The organism is Kocuria sabuli (genome assembly GCF_040981185.1).
GTDB lineage: Bacteria > Actinomycetota > Actinomycetes > Actinomycetales > Micrococcaceae > Kocuria > Kocuria sabuli.
The window spans coordinates 176,972-193,819 of sequence record NZ_JAVHZE010000004.1; the positions used below are offsets into that span (position 1 = coordinate 176,972).

Genomic DNA, 16,848 nt, shown 5'->3' on the forward strand with positions numbered 1-16,848 from the left:
ACCCGGTGAACAGCGGCTCGTGCGCCAGCCGCCGGATCACGGTGTCAAGAGACGACCCCTCGCACCCGCACCGACGACACCACTAGTCCGGCTCGACGACGTGGCATGACAGAATCGCCCAATTCGGCTCGAGCTGCTGACCGAGGACTTCGAGGCCGAGCTCGTCCAGATGGACGAAGTAGCCAGATCAGGCGAAGGTAGCGCGAGGCACGTCGGGGTCTTCCGGATGGGCGGCGTAGGAACCTCCATCATCGGGAGACCTCGACCTCTGTCCAGCAACCACATGCCGGCCATGCTCACGGCCCCGGAGCACACCCTGGATTGCGATGAGACCCTTTCCTGAGCGGGTCGGGCTGTTGATCCAGGTTCTTCCTGTGCTCAACTGCCTGATAATTCCGGTCGATAAATTCACGAGCCTACTGGCCTCGAATTTCTGAAATGCCGTGCGACCTGCTGGGGCGCGGAAAAGCTCCTCTCCTCGGTTAGGGTCTGTGTCGTACAGCACCCCCGATCGGGGGACAGCATCTCGTCGGGTGACTGCCAAACCGCCCACGAACCGGAGGGACCGATCCGTGCAGACCGTCGTGGAGGCAGTGCCGCTCTGGTTGGTGCTCGTCATGTGCCTGGTCGGCGGGATGATCGGATCGTTCCTGCCTCGGGTGGTCGTTCGATACAGCCCCGTCGTGGACGAGCCGATGCCGCCACCGTCCCGGCCGCTGCTGGTGGCGGCGACGGCGGCGCTGTTCGCCCTGATGGCTGTGTTCCTCGGACTGTCGTGGGAGCTGCCGGCGTACCTGTTCTTTGCCGCGGTCGCCGTGGTGCTCACGGTCATCGACCTGCGCCACCATCTGCTCCCCAATGCCGTGGTCGGGCCCGCATTGGGCATCGGACTCGTGCTCTTGATCGTTGCCTCGGCAGACGAGGGCACCTGGGGTGCGCTGCTGCGGGCCGTACTCGGCGCTCTCGTGCTGTTCGTTCTGTACCTCGTGCTGGCGCTCATCTCGCCGGCCGGCCTCGGCATGGGCGACGTCAAGCTCGCCGCGGTGCTGGGGCTATTCCTCGGCTACCAGGGCTGGGGTGCGCTGTTCGTCGGCGCGGTGCTGGCATCGGTGATCGGTGCGGTGGTGGGGCTTGCCGTGCTGGCGTCCCGCCGCGGGGGCCTGCGCAGCGACGTGCCGTTCGGACCGTCGCTGCTGGCCGGCGCCCTGCTGGCCGTCGTGGTGGGGGAATGGGTGGCCCGTGAGTACCTGCTGCCGGGGCTGTACTGACGCCGTTCGGGGGACAAACGGGCTCGTGCATATCTCCATGCAGACAAATGCAGTACCTCACTAGGCATTACGTCCCTTTTTGACGTCCCCCAAAGTGTATGCGTCTGAATGCTTGTATGTTTGCGATCGTGACGGATATCTTTTCTACAGGTCGGTAGGCAAGTGGCAGTCAGCTTCGCAGGACGCGGGTGCCAGGGCTCGTTCGCCGACTCATCCCCCTTATTTCACTCATCGTGAGGACTCATCATGCTGCCCCTTCTCGTCACCCTCCAGTACGTCGCCGACACCAAGAACTCCATCGTGGACCGCCTGACCCGCGAGGAGAAGGGCGCCACCGCCGTCGAGTATGGCCTGATCGTTGGGCTGATCGCCGTGGTGATTATCGTTGCGGTCACTCTGTTGGGTAACCAGCTCAACGCACTGCTCGGCAAGGTCACTGGCGGCCTGGCTGAGGGCTCCGGTGTGGCTAAGTAGTTTCCAGTCACAAATGAAGCGCCGCGGCGTCCCGCATCGGGGCGTCGCGGCACTTTGCATGACGGACTCGAAGCTGACGCCTGAGTCCTCTGACATCTCCACCCACTTCTTCCATGGGAAGGCCCGACCATGATTCCGTGGCGCATGGAGCGCGGCGCAGCTGCCGTGGAGTTCGCGCTGGTGGTTCCTGTGCTCCTTCTCCTGCTGCTGGGCATCATCGAGTTCGGCCGGGCGTACAACACCCAGATCAGTCTTACCCACGCGGCGCGGGAGACCGCCCGCCACATGGTCATCCACGACGACGGCACGGCGTCCGCCACGGCGTGGACTGCTGCCTCGGCCGCCGGCAGGAACGCCGCCCCGGCTTTGAAGGGCTCCGACATGGCCTTCACAGGCACCTCGACCAAGTGCACGGCGGGATCCATGCTTACCGTCACCATCACCTACCCCCTGAAGACCGTCACCGGTGTCGCCAAGGACATGACCCTGTCCGGAAAGGCGGCCATGCGATGCGGCGGTTGACCAACCACCTGGCGCACGCCCGTGCCGTGCACCGGGAGAACGACGAACGCGGAGCCGTGGCCGTCATTACCGCCCTCTGCCTGGTGGTGCTCGTCGGCTTCGCGGCGATCGCCATCGACGTCGGCATGATGTACGAGGAGCGAGCGCAGCTGCAGAACGGTGCTGATGCAGCGGCCTTTGCTGTCGCTCAGGACTGTGCCGTCGGCACCGACTGCCTGGATGCTTCAGCCGTTCTACCCCGCGCGCAGCAGATGGCTGACGCGAATGCCCGTGATGCGCGCTCGAAGGCCACGATCCTCGAGCTCGACAAGACGAAGCAAAAGGTCCGCGTTCAGGCCTCCACCGTGGACGGCAAAAGCGGTGCCGGTTCCCTGGCTCTGTCCTTCGCCCCGGTGCTCGGCATCGACAAGGCCACGGTGGGTGCGACCGCGTCGGCGGTCTGGGGAGCGCCGAAGGCGGGGACCGCGATGTTCCCGATCGCCTTCGCCGCGTGCGAGTTCCATCTCACCGGGGCTCCCCAGGTTCTTGTCCTCGGCGGCAAGGGGCCGACCAAGTGCCCCAAAACGGGTGGCAGTACCGGTCATGTGGGTGATCTGCCGGGCGGCTTCGGTTGGATCGGTGAGAAGGACTCGACCTCGTGCGGTGTCTACGTCGCCGCCGGAGACACGGTGAAGAGTTCGACCGGAGCGAGCATCCCGTCCGGCTGCACCACGGCTGCCACGGAGGCCGCGCTCAAGAACAGGACGGTCCTTCTCCCCGTCTACGACCAGATCGGCGTCGGCACCGGCAACAACGGCACGTACCGCATCGCGGCCTGGGCCGCCTTCGAGGTCCACGGCTACACCTTCACCGGCAACGTCAACTGGAACCCGGGGCTGGTCACGGGAGCCTGCGGGACCAACTGCGACGGCATCTACGGACGTTTCGTCCGCTTCGTGACCCTGGACGACGCAGGGTTCGTCATGGGTCCCCCGACGTCCTACGGCACCACCGTCGTGGAGCTGCGCGACTGATGTCTCCTCTGCTCCGGATCCCGACCACCGCTCCCCTTCTCCCGCACACGGAAGTACGACTGTGAAGACTCGCATTCTCGCCGGATTCGTGATGGCGATCCTCGCCATCGCCGGACTCGTCATCGTCAGCACCTACGTCGGAACCGCGGATGCCCGCGCCCTGGACCAACAGGAACCGAAAGAGGTCTATCTGATCACCGCGCCGATCCTGAAGGGCACGCCCGTGGAGGAGCTCGGTGAGTCCCTCGCCCTGCACACGGTGCCCGCTGCCGTTGTGCCCGACGGTGCGCTCTCCTCCCTGGACGGTCAGAGCGGCAAGGTTGCCGGTGTCGACCTGCAGCCGGGGGAGCAGCTGCTCGACTCCCGTCTGGTCGACCCACAGGCGCTCGAAGCACCCGGGACGGTGCCGGTGCCCAAAGGTCTGCAGGAGGTCACCATCCAGCTGGACGCTCCCCGCGTGGTGGGTGGTCAGCTGGCGGCCGGGGACATGGTCGGTGTCTTCGTCTCCTTCGAGGGGGACGACAACAGAGAGTCCAAGACGGCCAAGGACCTGGACAAGATCCTGGTCACCTCCGTGCAGGGCGCACCCAGCGCTGCTGAGCCCGCAGAGGGCGCGGAGACGGCTGAGGCAGGCGCTCCGGCCGTGCCGGAGAGCTCGCTCCTCGTCACCTTCGCAGTGAACGCCGACACGGCCGAGAAGATCGTCTACGCCTCCGAGTTCGGCCGGATCTGGCTCTCGCTCGAGCCCGAGGACGCCGAGCAGAACGCCAACGGCGCCACGAGGAGTGATTTCGAGTGAGCCGCATCCTGCTGGTCACCAAGGACCCGTCCTACGACGTCCAGTTCCGGAAGGGCATCGACGGGCGTCTGCCCGGCGAGATGCAGACCGTCTTCAGCGCGGCGCTGCCGGCCACGCCGGACGAGCTGCTGGGCCGCTCGGTGGGTGAACTCCCCACGGTCGTGGTCCTCGGGCCCGGCCTGGACTTCCACGACGCGCTGCGGCTCGGCGGTCTGTTCGACATCCAACGTCCCGAGGTCTCCCTGGTGCTCGTCGCTCCCGCGGACATGTCCCTCGCCATGGCTGCCATGCGGGCCGGCTTCCGCGACGTGCTCGACGTGGACGCCGATGTCGACGGCATCCTCAGCACGATGTCGCGGGTCCTGGACGCCGCAGAGTCTCGCCGGCGGGTCTCGCTCCAGGGATGGTCCGCCGGGGAACCCGGTGCGCTCTCGGTCCATGACGACACCCGCGTCATCGTCGTCACGTCCCCCAAGGGCGGCGTCGGCAAGACCACTGTCGCCACCAATCTGGCCGTGGGCCTCGGCCGGACCGCTCCGATGAACACGGTGATCGTGGACCTGGACGTCCAGTTCGGGGACGTCGCCGCCGCCCTGCGCCTGGCCCCCGAACACTCGCTGACCGACGCCGTCACCGGACCCTCCGTCGACGACTCCCTGGTGCTCAAGACCTTCCTCACCGTCCACCCTGCGTCCGTCTACGCCCTGTGCACCCCGGCGAATCCGGCCGAGGGGGAGCTGGTGGGAGCAGCGCAGATCACCCACCTGCTCGACCAGCTGGCGGGCCAGTTCCGGTACGTCGTCGTCGACACCGCTCCGGGACTCGGCGAGCATGCGCTCGCCGCCCTCGAGGCCGCCACCGACGTCGTCTTCGTCACCGGCATGGACGTCCCCGGGGTGCGCGGGCTGCGCAAGCAGATGGACCTGCTCGGAGAACTCTCCCTGGTGCCCGAGAGCGCCTCCGTGGTGCTCAACGCCGCCGACCGCAACACGGGACTTTCCGTGCAGGATGTCGAGGCCACCATCCGGACACCCGTCGACCATGTGGTCCCGCGCTCCCGGATGGCCGTGTACGCCACCAACCGCGGCGAGCCGCTGATCCTGCACGCGCCCAAGGACAAGGCCGCCCGGCAGCTGCAGGGTCTCGTGGACTCCTTCACCCCCGATCGTTCCGCCTCGAAGCGAGGCATCCACCGGAAGGCCATGGCCCGACCATGAAACTTGCAGATCGTCTCGCCGCCGCCCGCGGTGAGAGCGTCCCCCCGCTGCACGACGACACCGCTGCGCGCATCCCTGAGCAGGATCCCGGCGACTCCACTGTGCAGACCGCGGAGGCGCCGGCCGAGATCTCCGATCTCCGAGCACCGGACGGCGCCGAGGAACCCGGCTGGAACGAGCCGGGAGGCTCGATGTCCTTCTCCGAACCGGCTGCCGCGACCACGGCCGAACTGACCCCCCGGACTCAGGCCGGCCGGTTCGACGCGCTGGCCGGGCTCAAGCAGCGGGTCAAGCAGGAGCTGCTGGACCGGATCGGCTCCCGCCAATCCGATTCGAGCCTCAGCGACGGCGACCTCAAGGAGTTCGCGACCAGAGAGCTCACCCGTATCGTCGGTGAGGAGCGGGTGCCGATGTCCTCCGAAGAGCGGACCCGGCTGATCCGCTCCGTCAGCGACGACGTCCTCGGCTATGGCCCGCTCCAGGAACTGCTCGACGACGACTCCGTCACCGAGATCATGGTCAACGGACCCAATCAGATCTTCGTCGAGCAGAAGGGCAAGGTCTCGCTCTCCGAGGCGACCTTCACCTCGGAGCAGGACCTGCGGCACGTCATTGAGAAGATCGTCACCCAGGTGGGCCGGCGCATCGACGAGTCTTCGCCCCTGGTCGACGCACGCCTTCCCGACGGCTCGCGGGTCAACGCGGTGATCCCGCCGCTCGCGGTGAAGGGGTCCTCGCTCACCATCCGCAAGTTCGCCAAGGATCCGCTGACCATCGAGGACCTCATCCGCTTCGGATCGGTCTCCCCGCAGATGGCCGACCTGCTCCGGGCCTGCGTGGAGGCGCACCTGAACATCCTGGTAGCCGGCGGCACCGGCACGGGCAAGACCACGATGCTCAACGTCGTCTCCTCCTTCATTCCTCACGGCGAGCGCATCGTCACGATCGAGGACGCCGTCGAGCTGCAGCTGCAGCAGGAGCACGTGGTCCAGCTCGAGTCTCGTCCGGCGAACATCGAGGGCAAGGGGGAGATCTCCATCCGGGACCTGCTCAAGAACTCCCTGCGCATGCGACCCGACCGGATCGTGGTGGGGGAGTGCCGCGGGGGCGAGGCCCTGGACATGCTCCAGGCGATGAACACCGGCCACGACGGCTCGCTCTCGACCATCCACGCCAACTCCCCGCGCGACACCATCTCGCGTCTGGAGACCTTGGTCATGATGGCCGGTATGGATCTGCCGCAGCGGGCGATCCGCGAGCAGATCGCCTCGGCCATCCACCTGGTGGTCCAGCTCTCCCGGCTGCGCGACGGCACCCGCCGCGTCACCCACATCACCGAGATCCAGGGCATGGAGGGCGAGACCGTCACCCTGCAGGACGCCTTCCTCTTCGACTGGGACGCCGGCGTGGACCCGCGCACCGGTCGTTTCCGGGGTACGACCCGCTCCACCGGGGTGCGCCCGCGGTTCGTGGACAAGTTCGATGACTACGGCATCAAGCTGCATCCCTCCGTCTTCGACCCGGGGAGAAAGTGATGCTCCTGATCGGATTCGGCTTCCTGACGCTCGCGGGCGTGCTCGGGCTCTTCGTCGTCTTCCGCTCCCGTACGCCCCGGTTGCCGATGGACCGGCGCCGTCCGCTGCGGACGGCCCGTGAGCAGACCCCGTCGCAGCTGACCCGTCTCACAGGAGTCACCACCGAGGCCGTCAGCGAGTTCCTGGATGAGCGCGGGTGGACGCGGCGCATTGCTGCAGCCCTCGAGAACGCCGGGATCAAGGCCTCACCCGCTGACTTCCTCGTACTGGTCGCAGCCGGAACGGCGGCCGCCACCGCGGTCGGGACGATCGCCGGTGGTGGCCTGCTCGGGGTGCTGTTCCTCCTCGCAGCGCCGATGGTGGCCAAGGTCGCAGTCGGCTTCCTCACCGCCCGCCGCAAGCGAGCCTTCGCCGATCAGCTCGACGACACCCTGCAGCTGTTCGCCGGCTCTTTGCGCGCGGGCCACTCCCTGCTGCGGGCCGTGGACGCGGTGGCCCGGGAGTCCCAGTCCCCGACCTCCGAGGAACTCACCCGCGTGGTCAACGAAACGCGGCTCGGCATGGACCTCGACACGTCGCTCCACCTGACCGCCCAGCGGATGGAGTCCGAGGACTTCTCCTGGGTCGCCCAGGCCATCGGCATCCACCGCGAAGTCGGCGGTGACCTCGCCGAGGTGCTCGACCGCGTCGCCGGAACCATCCGCGAGCGCAACCAGATCCGGCGCCAGGTCAAGACGCTCTCCGCCGAGGGAAAGATGTCCGCCTACATCCTCATGGCCCTGCCGGTGCTGATCGCCGCCGTCCTCACTGTGATCTCCCCCGAGTACATCTCCCAGTTCCTCACGAGCGGGATCTTCGGCTACGCGATGATCGTCGTCGCCCTGCTGATGTTCGCCATCGGCGGGTTCTGGATGTCCCGGATCGTCAAGATCCAGTTCTGAGCTCCTCCACCCGTTCCTCGAAGGACCTCTCATGACCTCCCTGTTCCTCGGTCTCCTCCTCCTCGCCGGTGCGGCCGCCCTGGCCATCTGGCTCGCCGTCGGCGTGCGCTGGGGCGGCGACCGGCTGGTGCGCCAGAACCTCGGCATCGGTTTCGGCGCGACCGAGACCCAGGCGATCCGCGACGCACCGGACTTCGGCTGGGCCCGCCGGTTCACCACGGAGAACGGACGGGATCGGCTCGAGGGCCTGCACGCCAAGGCGGGACGACCCGCGGACTGGCCGGTGGCCCGGCTCATGGCCTACAAGGTCTACGCCCTGGCCGGCGCTGTGCTTCTCGGCCTGCTTCTCCTCGCGCTGGCGGGGGACAACGGCATGATCGTGCTGATGGTCGCAGCCATCCCACCGGTGGCCTACTTCGTGCCGGAGCTGCTGCTGTATTCCCGCGGCACCGAACGACAGAAGGCGATCGGTCTGGAGCTCGCCGACACCCTGGACCAGATGATGATCGCGGTGGAGGCCGGCCTGGGCTTCGAATCGGCCATGGCCCGCGCCGGGCAGAACGGCAAGGGTCCGCTCGCGGAGGAGCTGATGCGCACCCTGCAGGAGATGCGCGTGGGCATTCCGCGTCGCGACGCCTACCTGGCGCTGGAGCAGCGCACCGACGTGCCCGACCTGCGCGCATTCACCCGGGCGGTGATCCAGGCGGACGCGTACGGCATCTCGATCTCCACGGTGCTGCGGACCCAGGCCAACGAGATGCGGGTGAAGCGACGGCAGCGGGCCGAGGAGGCAGCGCAGAAGATCCCCACGAAGATCCTCATCCCGCTGATGCTCTTCATCCTCCCGGTGCTGTTCCTCACCGTGCTGGGGCCCACGGTCCTCAACGTGCTGAAGATGTAGTCCGATGCCGATCCAGGATGATGCAAATTTTTCCACGACGGCCGCGGTCCGACGCCCCGTGCCGTCGGTCCTGCTCGCCGCCGTCTCGCTGGCAGCGGTCGTCCTGCTCCTCCAGCAGTGGCTGACCGGTGCCCCGGCGGCCGGCTTCGGTGGGGACGTCCAGCACGGCGACCCCGCCTCGGTGAGCGCCCCCGACCCGCTGAACGCCACCTCGCTCTTACCGGACGACGCCCGGGCGGCCGGCGACCCCGGCGCTCACCCTGCGGTGCGGGGCCCGGAGAACTGCGGACACCTGCAGACCCGGGCTCGGGTCTGTTCTCCGTCGATCGGCATCGATGCGGCGCTCGAACCCGTGGCAGCCGATGCGGCCGGGAACATGGCGGTGCCCACGCACGACGACCACGCGGCGCTCGGCTGGTACTCGGCCTCCGCCCCGGTCGGCGGGGAGCACGGCAACGCGGTGCTGGCCGGGCACGTTGACTATCCCTACGACGCCCCGACCCTCGGCACCCTGTACACGGCGCAACCGGGGCAGAAGCTGTGGGTCTCGGACGGCACCGGGCGAGTGTTCTCCTACACGGTGACGGCGGTGCGCGAGCCGACTCCACGAGACGCTCCGCCGCTCGACATCTTCGAGCTGACCGGTGATCCGGGGCTGTCCCTGATCACCTGCTCCGGCGACTACGTCCAACCGGACGGATCGCCGTCGTGGTCCTACACGAACAACCTCGTCGTCGACCTGGCCCTCGACCCCGAGACCAGCCCTGTCCCGTGACGTCGCCGCAGAGGTGCCGGTCCCCTCTTGTGGGCACATCCGCTGTCGCACTACGTCTTCCGCGGACAACAGCTCGTCCATGCAATTACATTAGTAAAGATCGATCCACCCCCTCACCGGCCGATCCCCATCTCACCCTTCCAGGAGTTTCCATGCCCCGCCCCGCTCCGACCTCCCGCGGCCGGCTCCTCGCGCTCGCAGCCCTTGCCGGCACCACCGCGGTGACCGGAACGCTGGCCGGCGCGACCCCGGCCGTGGCCGCGCCGGTCGCCATCGCGGGTTACGTGTCGGAGATCCCGGAAGGCGGGCCGGAGACCGACGCTGAGTCCCACCTCTCTCCGGTGGTGCTGACCAACGGCGACACCGCCTACGGGATCCATGAGGACCAGCCCCTGGCTCCGGCCGGGAAGCCTGTGCTGGACGATGAGAGCTACACGGTGGCCGAGCCGTTCGACGACCCGGAGGCCGGGTGGCAGAGCGTGGTGGGGGAGAAGGCCGGCGACGCCCCGGTCTACTGGGAGCCGGAGAACGCCGCTCTGGCCGGCTACATCCTCTCGGCCTTCGGTGCCACCGACGACGCCGACGAGGCGCTCGCCGTGCACCGGGCCGTGCGCTCGCTGTCCACGGCCGCCGACCGTCCCCTCCCGGGGCCCTCCGGGTTCGAGCAGTCCCACCTCGACCGCGCCGCGTTCCTGGTTCAGGACGCCCGCACCAACGTCCCGTCCGTGACCCCGCAGAGCAGCTACACGATCTCCGTGTCCTTCGAGCCGGACGGCCGGCCCGACACCCTGCTCGTCCAGATGCCGCAGGCCTACTACACCACCACTGTCACCCTGTCGGGGCCCGTCACCTTCGCGGACGGGACGACGACGCGGACCTTCACCGGCGGAGACCGGGACAAGTACCTGGAGCTGGCCGTGCCCGCCGGAGTCACCGAGGGCGAGTTCACCGCCGACCTCACGGCGACCATGCCCTCGACCGAGCTCACCGTCCTCGCCCACGAGCAGTACCGCGATCTGCTCATCGCCGGGCAGGAACGCACGCTCGACTGGGGGGCGAGTGCCGATTTCAGGATCGCCGCGCCGAGTGGGTCCACGCCGACCGCGCCGACTCCGCCGAAGACCGGCGCCGTGGACCAGGACGAGGCTCTGCCCGACAGCTCCGAGGGCGACGACAGCAGCAGCCACGACAACGACACAGGTTCTGCCCCGGTGGCCGGCGACAGCCCGTCGGGCGATCCCGTCGACGGGAAAGCCATCACCGTGGCGATTCCGGGCGGGAACCGGGACAACCGCGGCACTGGTGGGGGAGACCTGCTCGTCGTCGACGCTCCGGACACCCGTACCACCGCCGTGGTCGAGGCCTTCGTCCTGTTCGACGAGCAGACCTCCACCCACACCGAGGTCGTCACGGAGACCACCACGACGACGGGGGGAGCCGCGTACGCCGACCCGGCCATGGCGAACACCGGCATGGGGGCGGCAGCCACCGCGAGCGGACGCGGCACGGCCACCTCAGTGGTTCTCGCCGCAGTCGCCGTCGTCGCGGCACTCGGCGCATGGGCGCTGCGCCGCCGCCCGTCCGTCTCCACGGACCGCTCTGCCTGATGTCCACTTCCGCCCCAGTTCTCCGGGAGACCTCCATGTTCCGCAAGACCCGCACCGTCGTCGTCGCGGCCCTCGCGCTCGCGGCCCTCACCGGCTGCGGTGGTGCCGCGGCCGAGGCGCGTGGGACGCACACCTACGAGCCCCTGCCGCCGCTCAGCACGGCGACGCCCAGCAAGAGCCCTGCGCCGCAGCCCACGTCCCGCCCGGCGCCGCAGCCGACCGCCCAGCCGGAACCGACGTCCGCTCCCGCGACGCCGGCCGAGGCCTCCGGCGGAGGAACTCTTGCGGCCGGGGAACCGGCTCAGGCCGCAGCACCGGTCGGGAGTGCGACGCAGACCCTCGTTCCCGAGCAGGGAACTGCTGCGGGACAGGTGCTCGCCAGCGGCACTGGATCGGCAGATGCCGGACCGGTCGGCGGTGGTGCCCCGGTCCAGGTGACGGAGCGGACGTCGACCAGCACCACGACGACCACGTCAACGACGCTCGAAGCCGGCCTGATGGTCGTGGTGATCTGCGAGGGGCTGTGCGTGCTGGGCGACCTCTCCGCCCCGGAACTGGCCGGGCAGGGCGGGCCGTTCTCCCCGGATGATCTGCGGCGGGCGCTGGAGGAGGGACTGGGCCTCCAGGGGGGCGAGCAGCAGCGACTGACCGACGAGCTGGTCGACCAGCTCGTGCAGGAGAAGTGGTCTCTCGCGGAGCGGGACCTGGAGGGCGGGGACGAGAAGCTGGTCTTCTCCTCGTCCCGGAAGTAGCCGGAGCAACTGAGCGCCCGGACGACCGAGCCCCGCCGCGCTGTGTGCGACGGGGCTCGGTCGTCCGGGCGGCTGGGCTCACAGGGGAGGGGCCGCCCAGTGCACGGCGAAGCACGCGGTGGCGGCCATCGAGTACAGCCACACCGAGGCTTCACGGGTCCACGGCACCTTCTTGGTCATGGCGGAACTGATCACCGCGATGACGGCCAGGCCGATGCCCAACCACAGGGACCACTGCGTGAACAGCTCGAGGGCGGCGTTCAGGACGCTGCCTCCGGCGCGGTCCATCATGCCGCCGATCATGTTGACGTGCTGACTCATCTGCAGTCCTCTCCCCAGAGCGACTCGACGTCCGGACATCCCCCCTGGATGCCCGCGACAGACCGGCAGTTCTCTCCGTGCTCCCGTGGAACACCCGCACCGAACGCGTGGGCCCGAGGGCGGTGAGGAGAGCGCTGTAGCCACGACGGCGGATCGGCCTGCCGTGACGTACCGAGCGGTAATGCCTGGTCGTTTCGAGCGTAATTCATGTATTTGCGTCTTGGCGGGTGGAGCCTGCCCCTGCTTTGGGGGGCATCCTGCGCCCGTCCTGTGGTGGACGTACAGTGTCCTGGAACCGTCCGGGGCGCTCTTGTTCCGGACCTGCAGCACGCCTCCAGGAGACACCCGTCGTGAACACCCCCATGCCCCCGACCCAGCACAGCAGCACCGCCTGATGGCCAAGCTCTACTTCCGCCACGGCGCGATGAACTCCGGCAAGTCCACGGTCCTGATCCAGGCCGCCCACAACTACGAGGAGCGGGGCCAGAAGGTCCTCGTGGCCAAGCCGGCCGTCGACTCCAAGGGCGCCGACACCGTGGTCTCGCGGCTGGGGGAGTCGCGCAACGTGGACCTCCTGCTGGCTCCGGAGGACCTCGTGCGCGAGCACTTCCGCACGGCCGTCGAGGAGAACGGGCCCGTGCACTGCCTGTTGGTGGACGAAGCACAGTTCCTGACGCCGGAGCAGGTGGACGACCTGCTGCGCATCGCGGTGCTCGACGGTGTCCCGGTGCTCGCCTACGGCCTGCGCACGGACTTCCGCACCGAGGCGTTCCCCGGCGCGGCCCGCCTGCTGGCGGTGGCGCACACGGTCGAGGAGCTGCGCACGATCTGCCGCTGCGGGTCCAAGGCCATGTTCAACGCCCGGCTCGTCGGCGGGGAGTTCATCTTCGAAGGGGACCAGGTGGCCATCGACGGCGCGGCGGTCTCCTACGAGTCGCTGTGCGCGGCCTGCTACCTCGATCGCTCCGGCGGCCGGCTGAGCTGACCCCCTCGGCCGCACTCGCCCAGCGGGAGCCGGGCACGCAGAAGGCCCCGGACCGCAGTGGTCCGGGGCCTTCTGTTTCGTGGTCGGGATGACAGGATTTGAACCTGCGACCTCGTCGTCCCGAACGACGCGCGCTACCAAGCTGCGCCACATCCCGTGAAGCATCCGACATCCTGCCGGAAACAACTGCTCCATCATAGCCATCCGCGCCCGCGCGTGGGAAATCGGGCCCCGGCGGCCGTGTCGGGCCCGGATCCTGTCCACGAATCTGTGGACAAAAGTTATTGACCCACGAGTAACCTCCCTGTGAACATGTGCAAATCCGAGTCGTCCCCTCGACGACTGTGAACCGCGTCACGGCCGGGTCACCTCCCGGCCGTCGCTCACCTGGAGGTTCCATGCCCGTTCGCACGCCCAGCTCCTGGATCACCTCGGCCGTTCTGGCCGGTGCCCTGGCGCTCACGGCCACCAGCGCCGTCGCGGCCCCCTCCCGCGACCACAGCAACAACAACACCACCCACAAGATCACCCAGGCCGTCACCCAGCAGAAGCTCGCGGACCACCTGACCGCCTTCCAGTCCATCGCGGAGGCCCACGACGGCAACCGCGCCTCGGGCACCTCCGGCTACCGGGCCAGCGTGGACTACGTGGTCGAGCGGCTGCGGGCCGCCGGCTACACCCCGGAGGTCCAGGAGTTCACCTTCCCGTACTTCGAGGAGGTCGGCCCGACCACGGTCAGCGCGGACGGCACGCAGCTCGCCGCGGAGGACGTCGCCGTGATGACCTACTCCGGCACGGGCACCGTCACCGCGCCGGTGCAGGCCGTGGACACCACCGGGGAGCGCGTGGCCGGCACCAGCGGCTGCGAGGCGAGCGACTTCGCCGACTTCCGGGCCGGCAGCGTGGCCCTCCTGCAGCGCGGCAGCTGCTCCTTCGCCACCAAGGCCGCCCACGCCGAGGCCGCGGGCGCCTCCGCCGTGCTGATCTTCAACACGGGCCTGCCGAACAGCGAGTCCGCGGTGGCCGGCACGCTGGGCTCGCCCGAGGCGACCACCCTGCCGACGGTCGGCCTCAGCTACGCGGCCGGCGTGGACCTGCTGGACGCCGGGGAGGTCACGGTCGTCACGGACACCGTCTCCGAGAACCGCACCACCTACAACGTCCTCGCCGAGACCGGCACGGGCGAGCCCGGGAACACGGTCATGGTGGGCGCGCACCTGGACAGCGTCCCGGTGGGCGCGGGGATCAGCGACAACGGCACCGGGTCGGCGGGCGTCCTCGCCATCGCGGAGGCCCTGGCCAGGACGAAGACCGAGAACAACGTGCGCTTCGCCTGGTGGGGCGCGGAGGAGCTCGGCCTGCTGGGCGCCGAGCACTACGTCGAGGACCTCGCCGCCAACGACCCCGGGGCGCTCGAGGACATCGCGCTGTACCTGAACTTCGACATGATCGGCTCCCCGAACTACGGCCGCTTCGTCTACGACGGCGACGGCTCCGCGTTCGGCCCGGAGGTCTCCGCGGAGGCCCCCGAGGGCTCCGGGGCGATCGAGGCGGCGTTCCACGAGTACTTCGCCTCGGCGGGGCTGGCCTCCGGCGAGACCGAGTTCAGCGGCCGCAGCGACTACGGGCCGTTCATCGCCGTCGGCATCCCTTCCGGCGGTCTCTTCACCGGCGCCGAGGGCGTGAAGACCGAGGAGCAGGCCGCGCTGTTCGGCGGCCAGGCCGGGGCCGCGTACGACTCCTGCTACCACTCCGTGTGCGACGACATCACCAACGTCAACCTCCAGGGCATGGAGGAGATGTCCGACGCCGCCGCGGCCGTCGTCCTGCGCTATGCGATGTCCACCCACGACGTCAACGGCGAGGGCGAGCCCTACCGGCAGAAGGGCCGGGGCGCCACGGGCCACCCGCAGGGCAAGGACCGCGGCCACGGCCCGCACTCCGAGCACGGCCGGGGCCACGGGCACGGGCACGGCCACGACAAGGCGGCCGCCTGACCGCCACCGGGCTCGACGGCCGGACGGCCCCGCCGGGACGCCCCGCGCGTCCCGGCGGGGCCGTCCTCTTTCTCAACATGCCGGGAATCCTTGTCCTGCCCTCCCCGAGCTGGGACTCTGTGCATATCGCTCCACCGGCACGATGGAGCCGACGTCACGGTCGGGTCCCGACCGGCCTCAGCCTCGGGAGGGCACATGCGCCACTGCACCCACCACCACCGGGCCGTGAGCGCCCGGGCGGAGTCGACAGCACCGGGGCGATCGCGATGACCGCGGAACCCGGCCCTCCGGTGCAGGTGCTGGAGCACCTCGAGGTGTTCCAGGCCATCGCGAACGCCAACGACGGCAACCGTGCCTCGGGCACGTCCGGCTACCGGGCCAGCGTGGACTACGTGCTCGGCCGGCTGCGGGCCGCCGGCTACGCCCCGCGCGTCCAGGAGTTCACGTTCCCGTTCTTCCAGGAGCTCGCCCCGACGACGGTCACGGTGCCCGGGCCGGGCGGCGCCCCGCGGCAGCTGACCGCCGAGGAGGCGGCGGTCATGTCCTACTCCGGCTCCGGCAGCGTGACCGCGCCGGTGCAGGCCGTGGGCACGACCGGGGAGCCGGCCGCCGGCACCAGCGGGTGCGAGGCCGAGGACTTCGCCGACTTCGAGGCGGGCAACGTGGCCCTGCTCCAGCGGGGCACGTGCGCCTTCGCGGTGAAGGCCGCCAACGCGCAGGCCGCCGGTGCCTCCGCCGTGCTGATCTTCAACACGGGCCTGCCCGGGGAGGAGGGCGTGGTCGCCGGCACCCTCGGCGAACCGGGCGTGGTGACCATCCCCGTGATCGGCCTCAGTTACGCGGCCGGGAAGGCGCTGCTGGGCGGGGGTGAGATCACGATCACCGCCGAGACGGTCTCCGAGAGCCGCGAGACCTCCAACGTCCTCGCCGAGACCGGCACGGGCGACCCGGCGCGCACGGTCATGGTGGGCGCGCACCTGGACAGCGTCCCGGAGGGCCCCGGGATCAACGACAACGCCTCCGGCTCCGCGGGTATCCTCGCCATCGCCGAGTCGCTCGCGGGGACGGAGACCGAGAACAACGTCCGTTTCGCGTGGTGGGGCGCGGAGGAGCTCGGCCTGCGCGGATCCCGGCACTACGTGGCCGACCTCAAGGCCAACGACCCCGCCGCGCTGGAGGCCGTCGCGCTGTACCTGAACTTCGACATGATCGCCTCCCCGAACCACGGCCGCTTCGTCTACGACGGCGACGCCTCGGCGTTCGGCCCGGAGGACGGCTCGGTGCCCGCCCCGGCCGGATCCGCCGCGATCGAGGCGGCCTTCCACGAGCACTTCGGCTCCGTGGGGCTGGCCTCGGGCGAGACCGAGTTCAGCGGCCGCAGCGACTACGGGCCGTTCATCGACGAGGGCGTCCCCTCCGGCGGCCTCTTCACCGGCGCCGAGGGCATCAAGACCGTGGAGCAGGCCGCGCTGTTCGGCGGCCGGGCCGGGGTCGGCTACGACTTCTGCTACCACGCGTCGTGCGACGACCTCAGCAACATCGACGTCCGGGCGCTGGACGAGATGACCGACGCGGCCTCCGCCGTGGTCCTGCGCTTCGCGAACTCCGCCCTGGACCTCGAGGAGGAGGGCCGGCAGCTGCGCCTCGCCGTGCCGCCCGTTCCGGCCGCCACCGTCGACCAGGGCCACGGCCCGAGCAACGCCGCCGAGGAGAAGCAGGGGTCATGAGCGGGCAGCACCCG

The 16,848-nt window shown here is 69.5% G+C and carries 16 protein-coding genes, 1 tRNA gene and 1 pseudogene; 15 read left to right on the forward strand and 3 right to left on the reverse strand.

Going from position 1 to position 16,848, the window contains the following annotated elements; all coding sequences use genetic code 11:
* Positions 1 to 10: 10 nt before the first annotated feature.
* Positions 11 to 249 (reverse strand): annotated as a pseudogene (locus RE027_RS06440) (hypothetical protein); the annotation flags it as partial.
* Between the two features lie 323 nt (positions 250 to 572).
* Between RE027_RS06440 and RE027_RS06445 the strand changes: the two are divergent.
* The 12 genes from RE027_RS06445 to RE027_RS06500 all read left to right on the forward strand — a co-directional run bounded on the left by RE027_RS06445 (position 573) and on the right by RE027_RS06500 (position 11,804).
* Positions 573 to 1,268, forward strand: a complete 696-nt coding sequence (locus tag RE027_RS06445) for a prepilin peptidase (RefSeq protein ID WP_368807427.1) — start codon at positions 573 to 575, stop codon at positions 1,266 to 1,268.
* A 246-nt stretch (positions 1,269 to 1,514) separates the two neighbouring features.
* On the forward strand, positions 1,515 to 1,742 hold the full coding sequence (locus tag RE027_RS06450; protein WP_368807428.1) for a Flp family type IVb pilin: 228 nt from the start codon (positions 1,515 to 1,517) through the stop codon (positions 1,740 to 1,742).
* A 129-nt stretch (positions 1,743 to 1,871) separates the two neighbouring features.
* Positions 1,872 to 2,264 carry a TadE/TadG family type IV pilus assembly protein gene (locus RE027_RS06455; protein ID WP_368807429.1) on the forward strand — a complete coding sequence of 131 codons (393 nt, stop codon included), beginning with the start codon at positions 1,872 to 1,874 and terminating at the stop codon, positions 2,262 to 2,264.
* Complete coding sequence (locus tag RE027_RS06460) at positions 2,261 to 3,277, forward strand: pilus assembly protein TadG-related protein (protein ID WP_368807430.1); 1,017 nt, start codon at positions 2,261 to 2,263, stop codon at positions 3,275 to 3,277. Before RE027_RS06455 ends, RE027_RS06460 begins: the two co-directional genes overlap by 4 nt.
* Before the next feature lie 61 nt (positions 3,278 to 3,338).
* Positions 3,339 to 4,076 (forward strand): Flp pilus assembly protein CpaB, encoded by a 738-nt coding sequence (gene cpaB, locus RE027_RS06465; protein ID WP_368807431.1) that lies wholly within the window; start codon positions 3,339 to 3,341, stop codon positions 4,074 to 4,076.
* On the forward strand, positions 4,073 to 5,293 hold the full coding sequence (locus RE027_RS06470) for a CpaE/TadZ family protein (RefSeq protein ID WP_368807432.1): 1,221 nt from the start codon (positions 4,073 to 4,075) through the stop codon (positions 5,291 to 5,293). Before cpaB ends, RE027_RS06470 begins: the two co-directional genes overlap by 4 nt.
* Positions 5,290 to 6,828 carry a TadA family conjugal transfer-associated ATPase gene (locus tag RE027_RS06475; protein WP_368807433.1) on the forward strand — a complete coding sequence of 513 codons (1,539 nt, stop codon included), beginning with the start codon at positions 5,290 to 5,292 and terminating at the stop codon, positions 6,826 to 6,828. The genes RE027_RS06470 and RE027_RS06475 overlap by 4 nt, the downstream gene beginning before the upstream one ends.
* A complete protein-coding gene (locus RE027_RS06480; RefSeq protein WP_368807434.1) occupies positions 6,828 to 7,769 on the forward strand; it encodes a type II secretion system F family protein in 942 nt (313 codons plus the stop codon). Before RE027_RS06475 ends, RE027_RS06480 begins: the two co-directional genes overlap by 1 nt.
* 31 nt (positions 7,770 to 7,800) lie before the next feature.
* A complete protein-coding gene (locus RE027_RS06485) occupies positions 7,801 to 8,670 on the forward strand; it encodes a type II secretion system F family protein (RefSeq protein WP_368807435.1) in 870 nt (289 codons plus the stop codon).
* Between the two features lie 4 nt (positions 8,671 to 8,674).
* Positions 8,675 to 9,445: a class F sortase gene (locus tag RE027_RS06490; protein WP_368807436.1), complete on the forward strand. Its 771-nt coding sequence runs from the start codon at positions 8,675 to 8,677 to the stop codon at positions 9,443 to 9,445.
* A gap of 152 nt (positions 9,446 to 9,597) precedes the next feature.
* A complete protein-coding gene (locus tag RE027_RS06495; RefSeq protein WP_368807437.1) occupies positions 9,598 to 11,052 on the forward strand; it encodes a hypothetical protein in 1,455 nt (484 codons plus the stop codon).
* A 35-nt stretch (positions 11,053 to 11,087) separates the two neighbouring features.
* On the forward strand, positions 11,088 to 11,804 hold the full coding sequence (locus tag RE027_RS06500; protein ID WP_368807438.1) for a hypothetical protein: 717 nt from the start codon (positions 11,088 to 11,090) through the stop codon (positions 11,802 to 11,804).
* Between the two features lie 78 nt (positions 11,805 to 11,882).
* Here the strand turns inward: RE027_RS06500 and RE027_RS06505 are convergent, their stop codons facing one another.
* Positions 11,883 to 12,125, reverse strand: coding sequence for a hypothetical protein (locus RE027_RS06505; RefSeq protein WP_368807439.1), 243 nt, complete (start codon positions 12,123 to 12,125; stop codon positions 11,883 to 11,885).
* A gap of 394 nt (positions 12,126 to 12,519) precedes the next feature.
* On the opposite strand from RE027_RS06505, the gene RE027_RS06510 reads away from it, so the two are divergent.
* Complete coding sequence (locus tag RE027_RS06510; protein ID WP_368807440.1) at positions 12,520 to 13,110, forward strand: thymidine kinase; 591 nt, start codon at positions 12,520 to 12,522, stop codon at positions 13,108 to 13,110.
* 80 nt (positions 13,111 to 13,190) lie between these two features.
* On the opposite strand, the gene RE027_RS06515 is transcribed toward RE027_RS06510, so the two are convergent.
* Positions 13,191 to 13,267, reverse strand: a tRNA-Pro gene (locus tag RE027_RS06515).
* A gap of 241 nt (positions 13,268 to 13,508) precedes the next feature.
* Here RE027_RS06515 and RE027_RS06520 point away from each other — a divergent pair.
* Together RE027_RS06520 and RE027_RS06525 are read left to right on the forward strand one after the other, a co-directional pair.
* Positions 13,509 to 15,107: a M28 family metallopeptidase gene (locus tag RE027_RS06520; protein WP_368807441.1), complete on the forward strand. Its 1,599-nt coding sequence runs from the start codon at positions 13,509 to 13,511 to the stop codon at positions 15,105 to 15,107.
* Between the two features lie 266 nt (positions 15,108 to 15,373).
* Positions 15,374 to 16,834 carry a M28 family peptidase gene (locus RE027_RS06525; RefSeq protein WP_368807442.1) on the forward strand — a complete coding sequence of 487 codons (1,461 nt, stop codon included), beginning with the start codon at positions 15,374 to 15,376 and terminating at the stop codon, positions 16,832 to 16,834.
* The last annotated feature ends 14 nt before the right edge of the window (positions 16,835 to 16,848 follow it).